This window comes from Variovorax sp. OV329 (genome assembly GCF_900114785.1).
GTDB lineage: Bacteria > Pseudomonadota > Gammaproteobacteria > Burkholderiales > Burkholderiaceae_C > Variovorax.
The window spans coordinates 1-19,777 of record NZ_FOUG01000025.1 but is presented as its reverse complement, the minus strand read 5'-3'; the positions used below and the strand labels follow the sequence as shown (position 1 = coordinate 19,777).

Sequence of the window (19,777 nt, the reverse complement as noted above, 5' to 3'; positions counted from 1 at the left end):
GAGAAAGGGAAACATCATGACGAGATTTGCTGGCAAGACCGTGGTCGTCACCGGCGGCGGCGGCGGCATCGGCGGCGCCACCTGCAGGCGCTTCGCCAAGGAGGGTGCCAAGGTGGCAGTGTTCGACCTGAACCTGGAGGCCGCCGAGCGCGTGGCCGCCGACATCCGCGCCGATGGCGGCACTGCGCAGGCCTACCGCTGCGACATCACCGACCGCGCCAGCGTCGACAACGCGGTGGCCACGGTGCACGACACCCAGGGCCCCGTCGACGTGCTGGTGAACAACGCCGGCTGGGACGTCTTCAAGCCCTTCACGAAGACCGAGCCCGCGCAGTGGGAAAAACTGATCGCCATCAACCTGACTGGCGCGCTGCACATGCACCACGCGGTACTGCCGGGCATGGCGGCGCGCAAGACGGGGCGCATCGTGAACATCGCCTCGGATGCCGCTCGCGTGGGTTCCTCGGGCGAGGCGGTCTACGCGGCCTGCAAAGGCGGGCTGGTGGCCTTCTCCAAGACGGTGGCGCGCGAGCATGCGCGCCACGGCATCACCGTGAACGTGGTGTGCCCCGGCCCCACCGACACCGCGCTCTTCGCCGATTACAAGGAAGGCGCGGGCAACCCCGAGAAGCTGATGGAGGCCTTCACCCGCTCCATTCCGCTGGGCCGCATCGGCCAGCCCGACGACCTGCCGGGCGCCATTCTCTTCTTCGCCAGCGAGGACGCCGCCTTCGTCACCGGCCAGGTGCTGAGCGTCTCGGGCGGTCTCACGATGAACGGCTGACAAGCCGCCTCAAACCCAAGGAGAACGAGCATGAACTTCGAAGACATCCTGTACGAGGTCCGCAAGGGCGTGGCCTGGATCACCATCAACCGGCCGGAGAAGATGAACTCCTTCCGCGGCCAGACCTGCGACGAGCTGATCCGCGCGCTGAACAAGGCCGGCTACGACCGCGCCGTGGGCGCGATCGTGCTGGCCGGTGCGGGCGATCGCGCCTTCTGCACCGGCGGCGACCAGTCGGCGCACGACGGCAACTACGACGGCCGCGGCACCATCGGGCTGCCGATGGAAGAGCTGCACGACGCCATCCGCAACGTGCCCAAGCCGGTCATCGCCCGCGTGCAGGGCTTTGCCATCGGCGGCGGCAACGTGCTGTGCACCATCTGCGACCTGACCATCTGTTCCGAGAAGGCCGTCTTCGGCCAGGTCGGGCCCAAGATGGGCTCGGTCGATCCCGGCTACGGCACCGCTTTCCTCGCCCGCGTGGTGGGCGAGAAGAAGGCGCGCGAGATCTGGTACCTGAACAAGCGCTACTCGGGACAGGAAGCGGTGGCCATGGGCCTGGCCAACGTCTGCGTGCCGCCCGAGAGCCTGGACGACACGGTGCAGCAGTGGGCCGAGGAAATCTGCGAGCGCAGCCCCACCGCCATCGCGATTGCCAAGCGCAGCTTCAACATGGACACGGCGCACCAGGCGGGCATCGCGGGCATGGGCATGTATGCGCTGAAGCTCTACTACGACACCGAGGAATCGCGCGAGGGCGTGGCCGCCCTGAAGGAAAAGCGCAAGCCCGATTTCCGCAAGTACGCGAAATAGGGCCGGCGCCCATCACGGAGACCGCCATGAACCCCTACCTCGACGACGACCTGATCACGCTGGGCGAGCACGCACGCCGCTTCGCCAGCGAACGAATCGCTCCCGGCTTCCTGGAGCGCGACAGCACCCGCGTGCTCGACCGCACCCTCATGGCCGAGATGGGCCGGATGGGCTTCATCGCGCCCGAGCTGCCGGAGGAAATGGGCGGCCAGGGCCTGGGCTGCCTGGCGGCCGGCGTGATCCACGAGGAAGTGGCGCGCGCCGACCTGAGCCTTTCCTACATCAACCTGCTGGCCTCGCTGAATGCGCAGATCCTGTCGCACCACGGCCAGCACGAGGTGGTGGCGCCCTGGCTGCAGCGCCTGACGCGCGGCGAGGCGCTGGTGGCCATCGCGCTCACCGAGCCGCGCGGCGGCTCGGACGCGGCCAACCTGCGGCTGCGGGTGGAGCGGGTGGGAAGCGACTACGTAATCAACGGCGAGAAGACCTCCATCTCGGCCGCCGATCAGGCCGACGCCACCGTGGTCTTCGGCCGCACCGGCACCTTGGAGTCGGGTGCGCGTGGCGTCACGGCGCTGTTCGTGCCCATGGACCTGCCGGGGGTCACGCGCAACCGCTTCGACTGCCACGGGCAGCGCGCCATCGGCCGCGGCTCCATCTTCTTCGAGAACGTGCGCGTGCCGGTCTCGCACCGGCTGGGCGACGAGAACCAGGGCTTTGTGCAGGTGATGCAGGGCTTCGACTTCTCGCGTGCCCTGATCGGCCTGCAGGTGCTGGCGGTGGCGCGCGTGGCGCTGGAAGAGACCTGGGAATACGTGGCCCAGCGCGAGGCCTTCGGCAAGCCGCTCTCGGCCTTCCAGGGCGTGTCGCACCCGCTGGCGGACTTCGACACGCAGGTGACGGCAGCGCGCCTGTTATGCCTGCAGGCCCTGTGGCTCAAGGACCGCAACGCGCCGCACAGCAGCGAGGCGGCCATGTGCAAGTGGTGGGCGCCCAAGCTGGCCTACGACGCGATCCACCAGTGCCTCCTGATGTTCGGCCACGGCGGCTACGACCGCGGGCCGATGGAGCAGCGCATGCGCGACGTGCTGGGCTTCCAGATCGGCGACGGCACGGCCCAGATCATGAAGACCATCATCGCCCGCACCCGCGCGGGGCGCGATGCGGTGCCGGCCTGAGTCCACGAACACGAACGAAGGAGACAGACCATGGAATTCGATCCCGTCCTGCTGCCCCCGCGCCGCGACCACAGCGTGAAGCTCGGCCACTGGCATGAGCGCACCATCAACGACGAGCTGGATGCCTGCGCAGCCGGCTACCCGGACAAGGTCGCGCTCACCGCGGTGCGCGCCGACGCCGGTCAGACGCAGCGCTTCACTTATGCCGAGGTGGCGCGCCTGGCCGACCGCATGGCGGTGGGCCTCGCGAAGCTGGGCGTGGGCCGCAACGACGTGGTGGCCATGCAGCTGCCCAACTGGTGGCAGTTCACGCTGCTGTACCTGGCCTGCTCGCGCATCGGCGCGGTGATCAACCCGCTGATGCACATCTTCCGCGAGCGCGAGCTGTCCTTCATGCTCAGGCACGGCGAGGCCAAGCTGCTGGTGGTGCCCAAGGTCTTCCGCGGCTTCGACCACGAGACGATGGCGCGCGGCCTGCAGTCCGAGCTGCCCAGCCTGCAGCGCATCCTGGTGGTGGGCGGTGGCGGCGAGGACGACTTCGAGGCGCTGCTGGTGCAGCCCGAATGGGAGAAGGCGCCGGATGCGCAGCAGATCCTCGCCCGCAGCCGTCCCGGCCCGGACGACATCACGCAGCTCATCTACACCTCGGGCACCACCGGCGAGCCCAAGGGCGTGATGCACTCGGCCAACACGCTGATGGCCAACATCGTGGCCTACGCCGAGCGCCTGCGGCTGAACCAGGACGACGTGGTGCTCATGGCATCGCCGATGGCGCACCAGACCGGCTTCATGTATGGACTGATGATGCCCATCATGCTGCGCGCCAGCGCGGTGATACAGGACGTGTGGGAGCCGCGCCGCGCGGTGGATCTGGTGCGCAGCGAGGGCGTGAGCTTCACCATGGCCTCCACGCCCTTCCTCGCCGACCTGACCCGCACGGTGCAGGAAAGCGGCCTGCAAGTGCCCAGCCTGCGCACCTTCCTGTGTGCCGGGGCGCCCATTCCCGGCGCGCTGGTGGAGCAGGCCCGCAAGACCCTGGGCACCAAGATCGTTTCGGCCTGGGGCATGTCGGAGAACGGTGCGGTCACGCTCATCCGCCTGGACGACGACGACGAGCGCGCCTTCACCACCGACGGCTGCCCGCTGCCGGGCGTGGAGCTGAAGATCATCGACGTGGACGGCAGCACGCTGCCGACGGGCGAGGTGGGCAAGCTGGTGGTGCGCGCCTGCTCCAACTTCGGCGGCTACCTCAAGCGCCCGCACCTCAACGGAACCGATGCGGACGGCTGGTTCGACAGCGGCGACCTGGCGCACATGGATGCCCAGGGCTACATCCGCATCAGCGGACGGAGCAAGGACGTGATCATCCGCGGCGGCGAGAACATCCCGGTGTTCGAGATCGAGGCCCTGCTCTACAAGCATCCCTCGGTGGCTCAGGTGGCCATCGTGGCCTACGCCGACGAGCGGCTGGGCGAGCGGGCCTGCGCGGTGGTCGTGCCCAAGCCGGGGCAGGGGCTGGAGTTCGGCGCCATGCAGGACTTCCTCAAGTCGCAGAAGGTCGCGCTGCAGTACATCCCCGAGCGGCTGGTGGTGCGCGAGGCCATGCCCGCCACGCCCTCCGGAAAGATCCAGAAGTTCAGGCTGCGCGACATGCTGCGCGACGGCCAGATCTGACGCGGCATCCGGCGCTGCGTCCATTGCCCTGCATCCACCCCCAGCAAGAAGAGAAGACAGGAGACAAGACATGAATGGATTTCTTTCCCGCGCCCTGGCGGCCGCGTCGGCCGCGCTTTGCCTGATGAGCGTGCATGCGGGCGCGCAGGCGCAGGCCGCCTGGCCGGCCCGGCCGATCCGGCTGGTGGTGGGCTTCGCGCCCGGCGGCACCACCGACGTGATGGCGCGCACCATGTCGCAGGTGCTGACCGAGGCGCTCGGCCAGAGCGTGATCGTGGACAACAAGCCCGGCGCCAGCGGCAACCTGGCCGCGCAGGACGTGGTCAAGGCCACGCCCGATGGCTACACGCTGCTGGTGGCACCCACCTCGGTGGAGACGGCCAACCCATCGCTCTTCAAGGCCAGCTTCAACCCGGCCAAGGACCTCACGCCCGTGGGCGCGGTGGGCCGCAGCGCGATGTACGTGGTGGCCCGCAACAGCCTGGAGGTGAAGGACGCGAAGGGCCTGGTCGCCTACGGCAAGGCCAACCCCGGGAAGCTCTCCTACGCTTCGGCCGGCACCGGCACGCCGCCGCACCTGGCGGCCGAACTGTTCAAGCAGCAGACCGGCATCTTCGCCACGCACATCCCTTACCGCGGCGCCGCGCCGGCGCTTCAGGACGTGATGGCCGGGCAGGTGGACTACGTGTTCGACCCGGGGATCGCCTTTCCGCACATCCGCACCGGCAAGGTGAAGCTGCTGGGCGTGGCCAGTGCAAAGCGTTCGCCCTTTTTCCCCGATGCGCCCACGCTGGCCGAGCAAGGCATCGAGGGCGCGGAGATGGACATCTGGTTCGGCGTGTGGGCGCCCAACGGCATCTCGCCGGACATCATCGCGCGGCTGAACCGCGAACTGGCACGCACGCTGGCGCAGCCCGCCATCCGGCAGCGATTCGCCGACCTGGGCGCGGAGCCCGCCCCCATGGACTCGGTGGCCTTCCGCAAGCTGCTGGACGACGAGGGCAAGGTGCTGACCGCCCTGATCCGGGACCGCAAGGTCGCGGTGGACTGAACAGGGAGACCGCCGTGGAAGAAGCCATCGTCCTGGTCGAGCGCAGTGGCCGCGTGGGCATCGTCACGCTCAACCGGCCACGGCAGCTCAACGCGCTGAACGACGCGCTGATGGATGCGCTGGGCGAGGCGCTGCTGTCGCTGGATGCGGACGAGGGCATCGGCGCCATCCTGCTGGCCGGCGGGCCCAGGGCCTTCGCGGCCGGCGCGGACATTGCGGCCATGGTCGACTGGAGCTACATGGACGTGAGCCAGGGCGAGTTCATCACCCGCAACTGGGAGACCATCCGCCGCGTGCGCAAGCCGGTGATCGCGGCGGTGGCCGGCTTCGCCATGGGCGGTGGCTGTGAGCTGGCGCTGGCCTGCGACATCGTGGTCGCGGCCCAGACCGCGCGCTTCGCGCTGCCCGAGGTCAAGCTGGCCATGCTGCCCGGCGCTGGCGGCACGCAGCGGCTGCCGCGCGCCATCGGCAAGGCCAAGGCCATGGACATGTGCCTGTCGGCGCGGCAACTCGATGCGCAGGAGGCGGACCGCCATGGCCTGGTCTCGCGCGTGGTGCCCGACGAGCGGCTGATGGACGAGGCGCTGGCGCTGGCGCGCGAGATCGCGGCCTACTCGCTGCCTGCGCTCATCGCCATCAAGGAATCGGTGAACCGCGCCTACGAGAGCCAGCTGGGCGAAGGCATCCTCTTCGAGCGCAGGCAGCTCTACGGCCGCTTTGCGAGCGAGGATGCGCACGAAGGCATGAAGGCCTTCCTGGCCAAACGCGCGCCCGAGTTCTCGCACCGCTGACCCGGGGAAAAGCCGCCCGGGCGCACTTGACCACCCGCGACACTGGGAAATGGCTCTCCACGCCTCCTCCCGATGGGGGAGATCAGATACAGTTTGTTGCGCAAAGGCCAAACGGACAGCCGCAATCGGCCCTGGCCCTTGTTCTCGCCCTCGCCGGCGAGGAACATCGCTTATCCACCGCCAGGGCGCCGCCAGGAATTTCCCGCACCATGATGACCGAGCCAGGCCAGCTGACCGACGAAGACCTCCTGGAGCGCGCGCACCAGCTGCGGCTGCTCGCGCTGCGCGGCCACGCCGACGCGCGCGGCCTGGCGCATGCGCACGAGCGCGAGGTGCGTCGCCGCTTCAGCGGCCAGACCACCATGAGCGCCACGCTCGAACCCACCCCGCCCAGGAAGCCTTTCTGGCGCTTCTGGTAAGGCGGTTCAGTCCTTTCGGCCGCGCAGCGCGGCCCGCGTCTCGGCGGGCGTTCGGCCGGTCCACTTGCGGAAGGCCTTGCGAAAATTCGAGACGTCCGAGAATCCGACACGCTCGGCGATCTCGTCCATGCCGACGTCCGTCTGCTCCAGCAGTTCCGCCGCCAGCCGCTGGCGGATGCCGTCTGCAATCGCCTGGTAGCTGGTGCCCGCATCTTCCAGCCGTCGGTGCAGCGTGCGCGGCGACAGGTGCAGGCGCGCCGCCATCTCGTGCACCCCGGGCAGCGCGGAGGGGCTCGCCAGACAGGCTTCCTTGATGGCGCGCACCACCTCCGGCTCGGCCTCCACGCTCTCGAGCATGCGGGCGCAGAACTCGGCGCACACGCCGGCCATCATCGGGTTGGCGTTGGGCAGGGGCAGCGCCAGCAGGGCAGCGTCGAACTGCCATTGCATCACCGGCGCGCCGAAGCGCACCTCGCAGCCCAGCACTTCGGCATAGCGCGCGGCATGGGCGGGCGCGGGATACGGCAGTAGAAGGGCGCGGGCCTCGAAAGGCCGTTCCAGCACCTTGCCCATCAGCGTGTAAATGGAGCTGAACCAGAACTCGGTCAGCAGCGGCAGCAGCGGACCCAGCTCGAACATCGGCGTGCCCTCGAACAGGGCGGTGCCGCCTTCCACCCTGAATCGCTTCTCGAACACCGGCCCCGCCAGCCGCACATGGCGCATGCCGAAGTCCACCGCCTCGCCGAAGGTGGCGCTGGTGACCACGCCGTAGCCGTACACGCCGAAATCCGAGATGCGCTGGCGCTGCCCGGCGACCAGGCCGATGGCGGGCTCCGGGCTCAGGCGCTGCACGTTGGTGAACAGCGCCATCTTCTGCCGGTGCGACAGCCGCGCCCTGGCATCGCGCAGCATCGGGGGCGTGATGCCGGTGCCGGCCAGCACGTCTTCGAACTGCACGCCGCGCTCGGCCAGCACCTCCACCAGCGCCGTGACGCCCGGCATGCCCAGCACCGGGCCGTCGAGGTCGGCGTCGTAACGGGTCAGCGTGGTCGTGGCGTGCATGAGGGCGTGATTGTGCGTGGCAGTTTGGCACCCCGAATGTGTCGCAGCGGAACCTGGGCGCGAATCCGCGCCGACCCTAGAGTCGGGGGTGGGGCCGTGCGCCCTGGAAAAAACGGAGACCTGCCTTGGATCTGACGACCACCCTCGCAACCCCGACCACCGGGATGGACGAAGCCGACGAGCGCGTACAGCGCCTGCTCGTCCTCCAGCGCGCCGCTTTCGGCGCCGACGCCTGTCCGACGGCCGCCACGCGGCGCGCGCGCCTGCGGGCCCTCAAGCGCCAGGTGCAGCGCTACCAGGATCGGCTGGCCGATGCCATGAGCCAGGACTTCGGACATCGCTCGCATGCCGAATCGAAGATGCTGGACCTGCTGGGCAGCACGCTGGAGCTGAACCACGCCATCTCGCACCTGCGTCGCTGGATGAAGGACAGCCGCCGCAGCACCGAGCTGCTCTTCCTCACGAACAGCGTGAAGGTACGCTACCAGCCCAAGGGCGTGGTGGGGGTGATCGTGCCGTGGAACTTCCCGGTCTATCTCGCGCTGGGCCCGCTCACCGCCGCGCTGGCCGCGGGCAACCGGGTGATGGTGAAGATGCCGGAGGTCACGCCGGCCACCAACGCGGTGCTCAAGGCGATGCTGGCCGAGGTCTTCGACGAGGACCTGGTGGCGCTCGTGGGCGAAGAGCTCGTGGACCCGAACGTGTTCACCTCGCAGCCCTTCGACCACATCGTGTTCACCGGCTCGCCGGCCGTGGGCCGCATCGTGATGCGCACCGCCGCCGACAACCTCACGCCGGTGACGCTGGAGCTGGGCGGCAAGTCGCCCGCGCTGGTCACGCGCAACTACCCGGTCGCGGATGCGGCCCGCCGCATCGCGCACGGCAAGTCGGCCAACGCCGGCCAGATCTGCGTCGCGCCCGACTACGCGCTGGTGCCGCGTGAGAGCGTGGAGCAGTTCGTCGAAGGCGTGCAGGGCACCTTCCAGGGCTTCTTCGGCGGCAAGGTGGATGGCCACGAGGACTACACCGCCATCGTCAACGAGCGCCAGTACGCGCGCATGCGCGCGCTGCTGGAAGATGCGCGCAGCAAGGGAGCGAAGGTGATTCCCTGCGGACCCATGCCCGCGGGCGCCGGCCGGCAGATGCCGCTGCACATCGTCACCGGCGTGACGGAAGACATGCGCCTCATGAAGGAAGAGCTCTTCGGCCCCATCCTGCCGGTGATCCCCTACGACACGCTGGACGAAGCCATCGCCCTCGTCGGGCGCGGCCCGCATCCGCTGGCGCTCTACTGCTTCAGCCGCGACCGCGCCGAGTGCGACACGGTGCTCTCGCGCACGCAGTCGGGGAGCGTGGCCATCAACGACTGGGGCTGGCAGGTGGTCAACCACGACGCGCCCTTCGGCGGCGTGGGCAACTCCGGCATGGGCAGCTACCACGGCGTGGAGGGCTTCCGCGAGCTCTCGCATGCGCGCACCGTGTTCAAGCGGCACCGCTTCTTCCCCATCGGGCTGTTCTATCCGCCCTACGGCAGCTGGGTGCAGCGCCTGGCGATGGGCTTCTTCCTCGGCAAGGCCGATCCGAAGCTGGACGCCGGGCGCCGCGTCTGAGGCTGCGGCTCAGGCCGCGTCCGGCAGCCGCCCGATCAGCTTGTCCAGCGTCACCGGGTAGTCGCGCACGCGCACGCCGGTGGCGTTGTAGATGGCGTTCGCCACCGCCGCCGCCGCGCCGCAGATGCCCAGCTCGCCCACGCCCTTGGCTTTCATGGGCGAGGAGATGGGGTCGGCCTCGTCCAGGAAAAGCACGTCCTGGTGCGGGATGTCGGCATGCACCGGCACCTCGTAGCCGGCCAGGTCGTGGTTGACGAAGAAGCCGCGCCGCTTGTCGATGGCCAGGTGCTCCATCAGCGCCGCGCCCACGCCCATGGTCATGGCGCCGATCACCTGGCTGCGCGCCGACTTGGGGTTGAGGATGCGCCCGGCCGCGCACACCGCCAGCATGCGGCGCACCCGCACCTCGCCGGTGTAGCTGTCCACCCGCACCTCGGCGAAGTGCGCGCCGAAGGTGGACTGCTGGTACTTCTTGTCCAGCTCGCCATATTCGATGGCGTCTTCGGCGACCAGCTCGCCCGCTGCCGCCGCCTCGGCCAGCGGCACGGCGCGCCCGCCCGCGCTGACCTTGCCGTCGGCGAAGTTGGCCTCGGCGGCATTCATGCCCAGGCGCTGGGCCACGGCCTCGCGCAGCTTCACGCAGGCCGCGTACACGCCCGAGGTCGAGTTGTTGGCGCCCCACTGGCCGCCCGAACCGGCGGACACCGGAAAGCTGGAGTCGCCCAGCCGCACCTGCACGCGCTCCAGCGGCACGCCCATCATCTCGGCGGCCGTCTGCGCAATGATGGTGTAGCTGCCGGTGCCGATGTCGGTCATGTCGGTCTCGACGATCACCATGCCGCGCGCATCCAGCCGCACGCGGGCGGCCGACTTGGTCAGCAGGTTGTTGCGGAAGGCCGCCGCCATGCCCATGCCCACCAGCCAGCGGCCTTCGCGCACGCTGGCCGGCCGCGCCTGCCGCTTGCTCCAGCCGAAGCGCTCGGCGCCCAGCTGCATGCACTGCACCAGCTGGCGCTGCGAGAACGGTCGCTGCGGTTTCTCGGGGTCCACCTGCGTGTCGTTGCGCACACGGAACTCGACCGGGTCCAGGCCCAGCTTCTCGGCCATCTCGTCCATGGCGATCTCCAGCGCCATCAGGCCCGGTGCCTCGCCGGGCGCGCGCATCGCGTTGCCCTCGGGCAGGTCCAGCACTGCCAGGCGCGTGGCAGTGAGGCGATGCGGCCCCGCATACAGCAGCCGCGTCTGCGCCACCGCCATCTCCGGCTTGCCGCCGGGCAGGTCGCCAGACCAGCTCTCGTGCGCCATGGCCACGATGCGGCCGTCGCGCCCGGCGCCGATGCGGATGCGCTGCACGGTGGCGGGCCGGTGCGTGGTGTTGTTGAAGATCATGGGCCGCGCCAGCGCCACCTTCACCGGCCGCCGCACGGCGCGCGCGCCCAGCGCGGCCATCACCACGTCGGCGCGCACGAAGAGCTTGCCGCCGAAGCCGCCGCCCACGTAGCGCGAGATCAGGCGCACCTGGTTCTTCTGGAGGTTGAGCGTCTTGGCGAGGTCGCCGGTGCTCCAGTCGACCATCTGGTTGGCGGTCCAGACGGTGAGCTTGTCGCCTTCCCAGGCCGCGATGGTGGCGTGCGGTTCCATCATCGCGTGGGCCTGGTCGGGCGTGGTGTAGCTGGCGTCGAACTGCACCGGGGCCGATGCGAAGCCGGTGCTGAAGTCGCCCGCGCGGGTGTCCGCCGGCTGTTCGTCCTGCGGCACCGAGGCCGAGGGCCGGGCTGCCTCCAGGTCGAAGGCGCCGCGGCTGACTTCGTAGTCGACGCGCACCAGTTCGGCGGCAGCGCGTGCCTGCTCGAAGGTCTGCGCCACCACCAGCGCCACGGCCTGGTGGTAGTGCTCCACGCCGGGGCCGGCGAGCATGCGCGCGGTGTTGAACTTGCCCTTGCCCAGCTTGCCGGCGGTCTCGGCGGTGACGATGCCCAGCACGCCGGGCGCGGCCTGCGCGGCCTTGAGGTCCATGGAGACGACGCGGCCCTTGGCGATGCCCGCGCCCACGATCACGCCGTAGGCCGGCGCGCCCGGCACCTCCTCGTGGTACTCGTAGGCGTAGCGTGCGGTGCCGGTGGTCTTCAAGGGGCCGTCGATGCGGTCGGTCGGCTGGCCGATGACCTTCATCCGGTCGATCGGGTTGGTGGTGGCGGGGGTGTCGAATTTCATGCCTGTCCCCTGGCCTGGTTCAGAACGGACTGCAGCGTGCGCTCGGCCAGCTGCACCTTGAAGGCGTTCTCGGGCGTGGGCTGTGCGCCCTGCAGCAGCCGGGCCGCCATGGCCTGGGCGCCGCGCGGCAGCTCGGCTTCCGCCGCCTCGTCGCGCCAGGGCTTGTGGGCCACGCCGCCCAGCGCGACGCGGCCGCTGCCGTCCTTCTGCACGATGGCGGCGACCGACACCAGTGCGAAGGCGTAGGAAGCCCGGTCGCGCACCTTCTGGTAGAGCTGCACGCCGCCCACCGGGCGCGGCAGCGTCACCGCGGTGATGAATTCGCCGTGCGCCAGCGTGGTCTCCACCTGCGGCGTGTTGCCGGGCAGCTTGTGGAAGTCGGCGATGGGGATGCGGCGCATCTGGCCGCTGGGCTGCACGGTCTCCACCGTCGCGTCCAGCGCGCGCATGGCCACCGCCATGTCGCTGGGATGCGTGGCGATGCAGGCCTGGGTGCCGCCGATCACTGCGTTCTGCCGACTCACGCCCGCAAGCGCGCCGCAGCCGCTGCCGGGCTGGCGCTTGTTGCAGGGCTGGCGCGTGTCGTAGAAGTAGGGGCAGCGGGTGCGCTGCAGCAGGTTGCCGCCGGTGGTCGCGCGGTTGCGCAGCTGGCCCGATGCGCCGGCCAGCAGCGCGCGCGACAGCACGGCGTAGTCGCGCCGCACGCGTTCGTCGGCCGCCAGGTCGGTGTTGCGCACCAGCGCGCCGATGCGCAGGCCGCCGTCCGGGCCGGACTCGATCTTGTCCAGGCCCAGGCCGTTCACGTCCACCAGCTGCGTGGGCGTCTCGATCTGCAGCTTCATCAGGTCCAGCAGGTTGGTGCCGCCGGCGATGAAGCGCGCGTCCGGATTGCGGGCCACCGCGGCGGCTGCTTCGGCGGGCGTGCGCGCCCGCTGGTAGGCAAAGGGGATCATGAGCGGCCTCCCGCGACGTCGGTGATGGCCTCGACGATGTTGGAATAGGCGCCGCAGCGGCAGATGTTGCCGCTCATGCGCTCGCGAAGCTCGTCCGCCGACAGCAGCGGCCGTGTGTTGAGGTCGGCGGTGACGTGGCTGGGCACGCCGGCGCGCAGCTCGTCCAGCATGCCCACGGCCGAGCAGATCTGGCCCGGCGTGCAGTAGCCGCACTGGTAGCCGTCGTACTTCACGAAGGCTGCCTGCAGCGGGTGCATGCGCTCGGGCGTGCCCAGGCCCTCGATGGTGGTGACGGCGGCGCCTTCGTGCATCACCGCCAGCGTCAGGCAGGAATTGATGCGGCGGCCGTCCAGCATCACCGTGCAGGCGCCGCACTGGCCGTGGTCGCAGCCCTTCTTGGTGCCGGTCAGGTGCAGGTGCTCGCGCAGTGCGTCCAGCAGCGAGGTGCGGTTGTCCAGTTCGAGGCGGTGGCGCGTGCCGTTGACGATCAGCGTCACCGTCGCCATCGGGATGGCCCCGTCGCCGCTGCCGCCGCTGGGCGTGCGCGTCGCGGGGGGCCGGGACTGCGCGTGAACCGTCGCGGGTACGGCCACCGCCGTGGCCGACGCCGCGCCTGCCGCGAGCAGGTTGCGGCGCGTGATTGCCGCGCCGCTGCCGCCGGGGCAGGGCGATGTGGTGTCTGTGTTCATGGAGGACTTTCGTGGGGAGGCAACGGGCCCCCGGACTGCCGCAAGGGTTTCGCGACGATGCGGTGGCGGGAGGCAAGGTGCCAACGTAGCAAGCCTGGGCCGCACGGCACGTCGGACGTTGCGCGCACTGTGCGTAGTCGCTCCGGTAGGAGCGGCGGCGCGAGTGCTTTGGGCCTCAGCCCAGCAGCTTGTCCAGGATGCGCTGCAGCTCGCCCGCGTCCACGGGCTTGGACAGGTGCGCGTAGAAGCCGGCATTGAGGCTGGCCTGCCGGTCGGTCACCTGCCCGTGGCCGGTCACCGCGACCAGGGGCGGCGGGTCGGCCACCTCCATGCGCAGGCGCCGCGCCACCTCCAGGCCCGAGAGGCCCGGCAGCCCGAAGTCCAGCAGCACCACGTGCGGGTGCCTGGACTTGATGGCCTCCAGCGCACGGAAGCCGTCGCTCACGCTGAAGGGCTCGTAGCCCATGGCCTCCACCAGCAGTGACAGCGTCTCGGCGGAATCCTCCTCGTCGTCCACGATGAGCACCCGCTTGAGGGTCTCCGCCGAGCTGCCGATGACCACCGGCGCGGCCATGCGTGGCAGCCGCACGGTGAATTCGCTGCCCTCGCCGGCAATGCCACTGCTGTGCGCCGTGACCTCGCCGCCGTGCAGCTGCACCAGCTGGCGCACCAGCGTCAGCCCGAGGCCCAGGCCGCCCAGCGCGCGGGCGCGCTCGTCGCCCTGCTGGAACATCTCGAAGACGCGGGGCAGGGCGGAGGGCGCGATGCCCGGGCCGTTGTCGCGCACGCGGATCAACGCGTCCTCCACCTCGCTCTCCAGCGACACCGAGATGGCGCCCTGTGGCGGGGTGAACTTGACGGCGTTGTTCAGCAGGTTGACCACCACCTGCACCATGCGCGCGCGGTCGCCCTGGATCCAGGGCTGGGAGCCATCGCCCGACAGGCTGATCGAATGCGACTTGGCCAGCACCGCCGGGCGGGCGGACTCCATGGCTTCTTCCAGCACGTCGGCCAGCGACACCGGGCGGCTCTCAAGCCGGATCTTGCCGCCGGTGGTGCGGCCCAGGTCCATCAGGTCGTCCACCAGGCGCGTGATCTGCCGCACCTGGCGCAGCATGATCTGCGAGAGCCGCTGGATGGCCGGCGACTGCTCGCGGCGGTTCAGCACCTCGGCCGCGTTGGCGATGGGCGCCAGCGGATTGCGCAGCTCGTGGCCCAGCACGGCCAGGAAGTTGTTCATGCGCTGGTTCTCGTCCTGCAGCTGCGACATCTTGCGGCGGTCGCTCAGGTCGCGCGTCACCTTGGAGTAGCCGTGCAGCTGGCCCGAGGCGTCGCGCACCGCGGTGATCACCACGCTGGCCCAGAAGCGGCTGCCGTCCTTGCGAACGCGCCAGCCCTCGTCCTCGAAGCGGCCGGTGCGGTAGGCCTCCTTCAGCTCGTGGTCGGGAAAGCCGGTGGCGGCGACCTCGGGCGGGTAGAAGATCGAGAAGTGCTTGCCCACGATCTCCGTGGCTTCGTAGCCCTTGGTCGCACGGGCACCGGCGTTCCAGCTGACGATGTGGCCGCTGGGGTCCAGCATGAAGATGGCGTAGTCCTTGACGGTTTCCACCATCAGGCGGAAGCGCTCCTCGCTGGCGCGCAGCTTCTCCTGCTCTTGCTGGCGCTCGGTGAGGTCGCGGGTGAACTTTGAAAAGCCGCGCAGGCGGCCGTCGGGCCCGTCCAGGCGGGTGAGGATCACGTGGGCCCAGAAGCGCGTGCCGTCCTTGCGCAGGCGCCAGCCTTCCTCCTCGAACTTGCCCGTGTCGCGGGCCGTTTCCAGCGCGTGGCGCGGCCATTCCTTGGCCAGCAGTTCGGGCGGGTAGAACCGGGAGAAGTGCTGGCCGATGATCTCGGGCGTCGTGTATCCCTTGAGCCGTTCTGCCCCCGGGTTCCAGCTCAGCACCACGCCACTCGGATCGAGCATGAAGATCGCGTAGTCCCGCATCGACTCCACGATCAGGCGGTAGTCCGCATCGTTCATGGTGCCGGCGGGGTGTTCGAGCTGATTCATCGCATTGTGGGTTCCAACCGGTTGGCGAAGCTACCGCATGCACGGGCCGGCCCTGTAGGCCTGCGGCGGCTTCTGCTGTAGTCCCGCGTCCATACTCGAAAGGAGCCGGCGTTCAGCCCCGGCCTGGCTTGTCGACCGGCCGGCGCGCGGGCCAGGCGCCCGAGCGGACCATGTCTTTCACCACGCCCACCAGTATCGAATGCACGGCAGAGCGAGCCAGCGTGGAAGGGCGCGAAGTGCTGGTGGCGCACACCACGCGCCGGGTCATGGCGGGGCTGTCCAGGCGCGCACTGCGCAACTGGCCCGCGGCCACTTCCTCGGCCACCGCGGCCATGGGCAGGATGGTGGCGCCCAGGCCGTGCTGGGCCGCCAGCTTGACGCTGCGCAGCGACTCGATCTCGGCCACGACGTTCAGCTCGACGCCGTGCGGCGCGCAGGCCTCGTCGATGATGCGGCGCAGGCCGTGCTCCTTGCCCGGCAGCACCAGCGGCCACTGCGCCAGGGCCTGCAGCGCCAGCGTCTTCGGCAGCCGCGGGCCCTCGGGGCCGGTGACGAAGACCAGCCATTCGTCCAGCAGCACCTCCTTGTACAGGCCGGGCTCGGGGGCGTCGCCGAAGAGCACCGCCACGTCCAGCCGTCCCGACAGCAGCCATTCACGCAGGAAGCCGCTGTAAGCCTCCACCACCTTGAGGCGCACTTCGGGCAGCTGCGCGCGGCAGGCACCGAGCACGGGCAGGGTGGCGGTGAGGCCGACGGTGGTGGGCAGGCCCACGGCTACCTCGCCGCGCGGCACCGAATGGACTTCGCGCACCGCGTCGCGCGCGCGCTCCAGGTCGGCCAGCACCACCTGGGCATGCACCAGGAAGACCTTGCCGGCGTCGGTGAGCGTGACGCCGCGGCTGGAGCGGTCGAAGAGCTTCGCGCCCACTTCCGCCTCCAGCGCGGCCACCTGCTGGCTGAGCGCCGGCTGCGCCACGTGCAGCCGCGCCGAGGCCTTGAGCAGGCTGCCGGCCTCGGCCGCCCCGATGAAGTAGCGCAGCTGTCTCAGTTCCATGGCGAGGGTATATGGATTTCCTCTAGCGGATAGCCCGATTATGTATTTCACACGCAGGCCGTGTCTTCGCACAATCGGGGGCAGACAAGGAGCCCGACGATGAGCATCGACATCGACCACCTGCGCAGCTGGATCGGCCAGAGCGTCACCGCGGAGGACGTGGTCACGCCCGTGCCGCTGCAGGCGATGACGGCCACGCTGGACCGGGACGACCCGCCCATCGGTCCCGATGCGTCGCTGCCGCCCTGCTGGCACTGGCTCTACTTCCTGCCGGTGCAGCGGCAATCGGAGATCGGCCCCGACGGGCATCCGAAGCGCGGCGGCTTCCTGCCGCCGGTGCCGCTGCCGCGCCGCATGTGGGCGGGCAGCCAGCTGCAGTTCTTCACGCCGCTGCGCGCGGGCCAGCGCATGACGCGCACGTCGCGCATCGCGGACGTGCGCCTCAAGGAGGGTCGCAGCGGACCGCTGGTCTTCGTCAACGTCGACCACGAGGTGCGCACCCAGGGCAAGCGGGCCATCCTGGAGCGGCACGACATCGTCTACCGGGAGCTGCCCACGCCCGGCGAAGCAGCGCCGGCCCCCGTGGCGGCGCCGACAGGCGAGGCGTGGTCGCGCCGCATCGACCCGGACGACGTGCTGCTGTTCCGCTATTCCGCGCTCACCTTCAACGGCCACCGCATCCACTACGACCGGCGCTACGTCACCGAGGTCGAGGGCTACCCAGGCCTGGTCGTGCACGGGCCCTTGATCGCCACGCTGCTGCTGGACCTGCTGCGCCGCGAAATGCCGCAGGCGACGGTGAAGGCGTTCAGCTTCCGGGCGGTGAAGCCGCTGTTCGACATCGCGCCCTTCTGGGTATGCGGCCGCCCACAGGACGGCAAGACAGTCAGCCTGTGGGCGCGCAATGCCGATGGCCAACTGGCCATGGAAGCCAGCGCCACCATTGATTGATTGAAGCCAGACAGAAAAGAGAGCATCCATGTTCAACGAAAGCGACGAGTTCCAGGAGATCCGGGACGCGATCCGCCAGCTGTGCAGGCAGTACCCCGACGAGTACTTCCGCGAGGTCGACCGCAAGGAGGCCTACCCCGAGGCCTTCGTCGATGCGCTGATGAGCGCGGGCTGGCTCGCCGCGATGATTCCCGAGGAATACGGCGGTACCGGCCTGGGGCTCACCGCGGCCAGCGTCATCATGGAAGAGATCAACCGCAGCGGCGGCAACGCCGGTGCGGTGCACGGCCAGATGTACAACATGGGCACCCTGCTGCGCAGCGGCAGCCCCGCGCAGAAGAAGAAGTACCTGCCCGAGATCGCCGCCGGGCGCCTTCGCATCCAGTCGATGGCGGTGACCGAGCCCACCACCGGCACCGACACCACCAGGATCAAGACCACGGCGGTGAAGAAGGACGGACGCTGGGTGGTCAACGGACAGAAGGTCTGGATCTCTCGCGTGCAGCACTCCGACCTGATGATCCTGCTGGCGCGCACCACGCCGCTGGCCGAGGTGAAGAAGAAGTCCGAGGGCATGTCGGTGTTCATCGTCGACCTGCACCAGTCCATCGGCAAGGGGCTGGAGGTGCGGCCCATTCCCAACCTGGTCAACCACGAGACCAACGAACTGTTCTTCGACAACCTGGAGATTCCCGAGGAGAACCTGATCGGCGAGGAAGGGAGGGGCTTCAAGTACATCCTGGACGGCCTGAACGCCGAGCGCACGCTGATCGCGGCCGAGTGCATCGGCGACGGCTACTGGTTCATCGAGCGGGCGCGCAACTACGCCAACGAGCGCGTGGTGTTCGACCGGCCCATCGGCAAGAACCAGGGCGTGCAGTTCCCGCTGGCCGATGCCTTCATCGAGGTGGAGGCGGCCAACCTCATGCGCTTCGAGGCCGCGCGCCGTTTCGATGCGCAGCAGAACTGCGGGGCGCAGGCCAACATGGCGAAGTACCTGGCGGCCAAGGCCAGCTGGGAGGCGGCCAACGTGTGCCTGCAGACGCACGGCGGCTTCGGTTTCGCCAAGGAATACGACATCGAGCGCAAGTTCCGCGAGACGCGCCTCTACCAGGTGGCGCCGATCTCGACCAACCTCATCTATTCCTACGTGGCCGAGCACATCCTCGGGCTGCCGCGCTCGTTCTGAGTTGGGGAGACACGCTGATGACACGGCCCCTGGACGGCGTGACGGTGGTCACGCTGGAGCACGCAATCGCCGCGCCCTTCTGCACCCGCCAGCTGGCCGACCTGGGCGCGCGCGTCATCAAGGTCGAGCGGCCCGGCGTGGGCGACTTCGCGCGCGCCTACGACGAGCGGGTGCGCGGCATGGCCTCGCATTTCGTCTGGACCAACCGCTCCAAGGAAAGCCTTACGCTGAACGTGAAGCATCCCAAGGCAGCCGAGGTGCTTGCGCGGCTGCTGGAGGGTGCCGACGTGCTGGTGCAGAACCTCGCGCCAGGCGCGGCCGGGCGCCTGGGTCTGTCCTTCGAGGCGCTGCACGAGAAGCACCCGCGCCTCGTCGTGTGCGACATCTCGGGCTATGGCGACGACGGTCCCTATCGTGACAAGAAGGCCTACGACCTGCTGATCCAGAGCGAGGCGGGCTTCCTGTCGGTGACCGGCTCCGCCGACGAACCGGCCAAGGCGGGCTGCTCCATCGCGGACATCTCGGCGGGCATGCATGCCTACAGCAGCATCCTGGCGGCCCTGCTGCAGCGTGGAAGAACCGGCAAGGGCAGCCGCATCGACATTTCCATGCTGGAGAGCATGGTGGAGTGGATGGGCTTCCCGATGTACTACGCCTTCGAGGGCGCCCCGCCCCCGCCGCGCGCCGGTGCGGCGCACGCCACCATCTTTCCGTACGGCCCCTTCACGGCGGGCGACGGGCGCACGGTGATGCTGGGCGTGCAGAACGAGCGCGAGTGGGAGGCCTTCTGCCGGCTGGTGATGCAGCGGCCCGGTCTGGCGGGAGAGGAGCGCTTCTCCTCCAATTCCAGGCGCGTGGCGCAGCGGGACGAGTTGCGCGCGCTGATCGTCGAATGCTTCGGCAGCCTGACGGCGGAGCAGGTGGTCGCCCGGCTGGAGCAGGCGCAGATCGCCAACGCGAGCGTGAACGACATGCACGACGTGTGGGCCCATCCGCAACTGCGCGCGCGCGGCCGCTGGACCGAGGTGCCCACGCCGCAGGGCGCCATTCCGGCACTCCTGCCGCCGGGCAGGACGCAGGCCTACGCACCCCGCATGGATGCGGTGCCGGCCCTGGGCGAGCACACCGACGCCATCCTGCGCGAGCTGGGGTGGCCGGACCCCGACATTGCATTCATGCGGCGCGAAGGCGCCATCTAGGTGTTGAGTTGCAATAGGTTCTTCCCGCCAAGGCGGGAGGCTGGCGGCTGGTATCCCAAGGCCGAGTGCGGCCTTCGGGCGTTGTAGTAGCTCAGG

17 protein-coding genes and 1 pseudogene are annotated in these 19,777 nt (G+C 69.6%); 11 read left to right on the top strand and 7 right to left on the bottom strand.

All coding sequences use genetic code 11. From position 1 onward, the window contains the following. The first annotated feature begins 16 nt into the window (after nt 1–16). The 7 genes from badH to BM345_RS27190 all read left to right on the top strand — a co-directional run bounded on the left by badH (nt 17) and on the right by BM345_RS27190 (nt 6,710). On the top strand, nt 17–784 hold the full coding sequence (gene badH, locus BM345_RS27220; protein WP_093386308.1) for a 2-hydroxycyclohexanecarboxyl-CoA dehydrogenase: 768 nt from the start codon (nt 17–19) through the stop codon (nt 782–784). A 30-nt stretch (nt 785–814) separates the two neighbouring features. Beyond that, nucleotides 815–1,597, top strand: coding sequence for a 2-ketocyclohexanecarboxyl-CoA hydrolase (badI, locus tag BM345_RS27215; protein WP_093386306.1), 783 nt, complete (start codon nt 815–817; stop codon nt 1,595–1,597). A gap of 26 nt (nt 1,598–1,623) precedes the next feature. After that, nucleotides 1,624–2,775 carry a cyclohexanecarboxyl-CoA dehydrogenase gene (aliB, locus tag BM345_RS27210; RefSeq protein WP_093386303.1) on the top strand — a complete coding sequence of 384 codons (1,152 nt, stop codon included), beginning with the start codon at nt 1,624–1,626 and terminating at the stop codon, nt 2,773–2,775. Between the two features lie 30 nt (nt 2,776–2,805). Beyond that, nucleotides 2,806–4,449: a cyclohexanecarboxylate-CoA ligase gene (aliA, locus tag BM345_RS27205; RefSeq protein ID WP_093386300.1), complete on the top strand. Its 1,644-nt coding sequence runs from the start codon at nt 2,806–2,808 to the stop codon at nt 4,447–4,449. A gap of 70 nt (nt 4,450–4,519) precedes the next feature. Next, a complete protein-coding gene (locus BM345_RS27200) occupies nt 4,520–5,500 on the top strand; it encodes a Bug family tripartite tricarboxylate transporter substrate binding protein (RefSeq protein WP_093386298.1) in 981 nt (326 codons plus the stop codon). A gap of 14 nt (nt 5,501–5,514) precedes the next feature. After that, the gene (locus BM345_RS27195) at nt 5,515–6,291 is read left to right on the top strand and encodes an enoyl-CoA hydratase-related protein (RefSeq protein WP_093386295.1); all 777 of its coding nucleotides are present in this window, start codon (nt 5,515–5,517) and stop codon (nt 6,289–6,291) included. Between the two features lie 209 nt (nt 6,292–6,500). After that, complete coding sequence (locus BM345_RS27190; RefSeq protein ID WP_093386293.1) at nt 6,501–6,710, top strand: hypothetical protein; 210 nt, start codon at nt 6,501–6,503, stop codon at nt 6,708–6,710. 6 nt (nt 6,711–6,716) lie between these two features. On the opposite strand, the gene BM345_RS27185 is transcribed toward BM345_RS27190, so the two are convergent. Further along, nucleotides 6,717–7,772: an AraC family transcriptional regulator gene (locus BM345_RS27185; RefSeq protein WP_093386290.1), complete on the bottom strand. Its 1,056-nt coding sequence runs from the start codon at nt 7,770–7,772 to the stop codon at nt 6,717–6,719. 125 nt (nt 7,773–7,897) lie between these two features. On the opposite strand from BM345_RS27185, the gene BM345_RS27180 reads away from it, so the two are divergent. After that, nucleotides 7,898–9,382 carry a coniferyl aldehyde dehydrogenase gene (locus BM345_RS27180; protein ID WP_254790024.1) on the top strand — a complete coding sequence of 495 codons (1,485 nt, stop codon included), beginning with the start codon at nt 7,898–7,900 and terminating at the stop codon, nt 9,380–9,382. A gap of 9 nt (nt 9,383–9,391) precedes the next feature. Here the strand turns inward: BM345_RS27180 and paoC are convergent, their stop codons facing one another. From paoC to BM345_RS27155, 5 genes are all read right to left on the bottom strand, one after another. After that, nucleotides 9,392–11,596, bottom strand: a complete 2,205-nt coding sequence (gene paoC, locus BM345_RS27175) for an aldehyde oxidoreductase molybdenum-binding subunit PaoC (protein ID WP_093386286.1) — start codon at nt 11,594–11,596, stop codon at nt 9,392–9,394. Beyond that, complete coding sequence (locus BM345_RS27170) at nt 11,593–12,549, bottom strand: FAD binding domain-containing protein (protein WP_093386283.1); 957 nt, start codon at nt 12,547–12,549, stop codon at nt 11,593–11,595. Before BM345_RS27170 ends, paoC begins: the two co-directional genes overlap by 4 nt. After that, nucleotides 12,546–13,238: an aldehyde dehydrogenase iron-sulfur subunit PaoA gene (gene paoA, locus BM345_RS27165; protein WP_093386281.1), complete on the bottom strand. Its 693-nt coding sequence runs from the start codon at nt 13,236–13,238 to the stop codon at nt 12,546–12,548. The genes BM345_RS27170 and paoA overlap by 4 nt, the downstream gene beginning before the upstream one ends. Nucleotides 13,239–13,413: 175 nt before the next feature. Then, the gene (locus BM345_RS27160; RefSeq protein ID WP_093386278.1) at nt 13,414–15,288 is read right to left on the bottom strand and encodes a PAS domain-containing hybrid sensor histidine kinase/response regulator; all 1,875 of its coding nucleotides are present in this window, start codon (nt 15,286–15,288) and stop codon (nt 13,414–13,416) included. A gap of 112 nt (nt 15,289–15,400) precedes the next feature. Continuing rightward, entirely contained in the window at nt 15,401–16,342 is a 942-nt protein-coding gene (locus BM345_RS27155; RefSeq protein ID WP_093386276.1) for a LysR substrate-binding domain-containing protein, read from the bottom strand. 99 nt (nt 16,343–16,441) lie between these two features. Here BM345_RS27155 and BM345_RS27150 point away from each other — a divergent pair, with 99 nt between their 5' ends. From BM345_RS27150 to BM345_RS27140, 3 genes are read left to right on the top strand one after another with little or no spacing between them, the layout of a single operon-like run. After that, entirely contained in the window at nt 16,442–17,293 is an 852-nt protein-coding gene (locus BM345_RS27150; protein WP_093386273.1) for an HTD2 family dehydratase, read from the top strand. 28 nt (nt 17,294–17,321) lie between these two features. Next, nucleotides 17,322–18,482 (top strand): acyl-CoA dehydrogenase family protein, encoded by a 1,161-nt coding sequence (locus tag BM345_RS27145; RefSeq protein ID WP_093386270.1) that lies wholly within the window; start codon nt 17,322–17,324, stop codon nt 18,480–18,482. 17 nt (nt 18,483–18,499) lie between these two features. Beyond that, on the top strand, nt 18,500–19,681 hold the full coding sequence (locus BM345_RS27140; protein ID WP_175545167.1) for a CaiB/BaiF CoA transferase family protein: 1,182 nt from the start codon (nt 18,500–18,502) through the stop codon (nt 19,679–19,681). On the opposite strand, the pseudogene BM345_RS29910 reads toward BM345_RS27140, so the two are convergent. Then, nucleotides 19,678–19,777, bottom strand: a pseudogene (locus tag BM345_RS29910) (IS481 family transposase); the annotation flags it as partial. The gene BM345_RS27140 and the pseudogene BM345_RS29910 sit on opposite strands and share 4 nt — an antisense overlap.

Coding starts and splice junctions, on each gene's coding strand:
- BM345_RS27170 (WP_093386283.1), bottom strand. CDS start 12,549: ATGATCCCCTTTGCCTACCAGCGGGCGCGCACGCCCGCCGAAGCAGCC.
- BM345_RS27150 (WP_093386273.1), top strand. CDS start 16,442: ATGAGCATCGACATCGACCACCTGCGCAGCTGGATCGGCCAGAGCGTC.
- paoC (WP_093386286.1), bottom strand. CDS start 11,596: ATGAAATTCGACACCCCCGCCACCACCAACCCGATCGACCGGATGAAG.
- BM345_RS27190 (WP_093386293.1), top strand. CDS start 6,501: ATGATGACCGAGCCAGGCCAGCTGACCGACGAAGACCTCCTGGAGCGC.
- BM345_RS27185 (WP_093386290.1), bottom strand. CDS start 7,772: ATGCACGCCACGACCACGCTGACCCGTTACGACGCCGACCTCGACGGC.
- BM345_RS27140 (WP_175545167.1), top strand. CDS start 18,500: ATGACACGGCCCCTGGACGGCGTGACGGTGGTCACGCTGGAGCACGCA.
- BM345_RS27145 (WP_093386270.1), top strand. CDS start 17,322: ATGTTCAACGAAAGCGACGAGTTCCAGGAGATCCGGGACGCGATCCGC.
- aliB (WP_093386303.1), top strand. CDS start 1,624: ATGAACCCCTACCTCGACGACGACCTGATCACGCTGGGCGAGCACGCA.
- BM345_RS27200 (WP_093386298.1), top strand. CDS start 4,520: ATGAATGGATTTCTTTCCCGCGCCCTGGCGGCCGCGTCGGCCGCGCTT.
- badI (WP_093386306.1), top strand. CDS start 815: ATGAACTTCGAAGACATCCTGTACGAGGTCCGCAAGGGCGTGGCCTGG.
- BM345_RS27155 (WP_093386276.1), bottom strand. CDS start 16,342: ATGGAACTGAGACAGCTGCGCTACTTCATCGGGGCGGCCGAGGCCGGC.
- aliA (WP_093386300.1), top strand. CDS start 2,806: ATGGAATTCGATCCCGTCCTGCTGCCCCCGCGCCGCGACCACAGCGTG.
- badH (WP_093386308.1), top strand. CDS start 17: ATGACGAGATTTGCTGGCAAGACCGTGGTCGTCACCGGCGGCGGCGGC.
- paoA (WP_093386281.1), bottom strand. CDS start 13,238: ATGAACACAGACACCACATCGCCCTGCCCCGGCGGCAGCGGCGCGGCA.
- BM345_RS27160 (WP_093386278.1), bottom strand. CDS start 15,288: ATGAATCAGCTCGAACACCCCGCCGGCACCATGAACGATGCGGACTAC.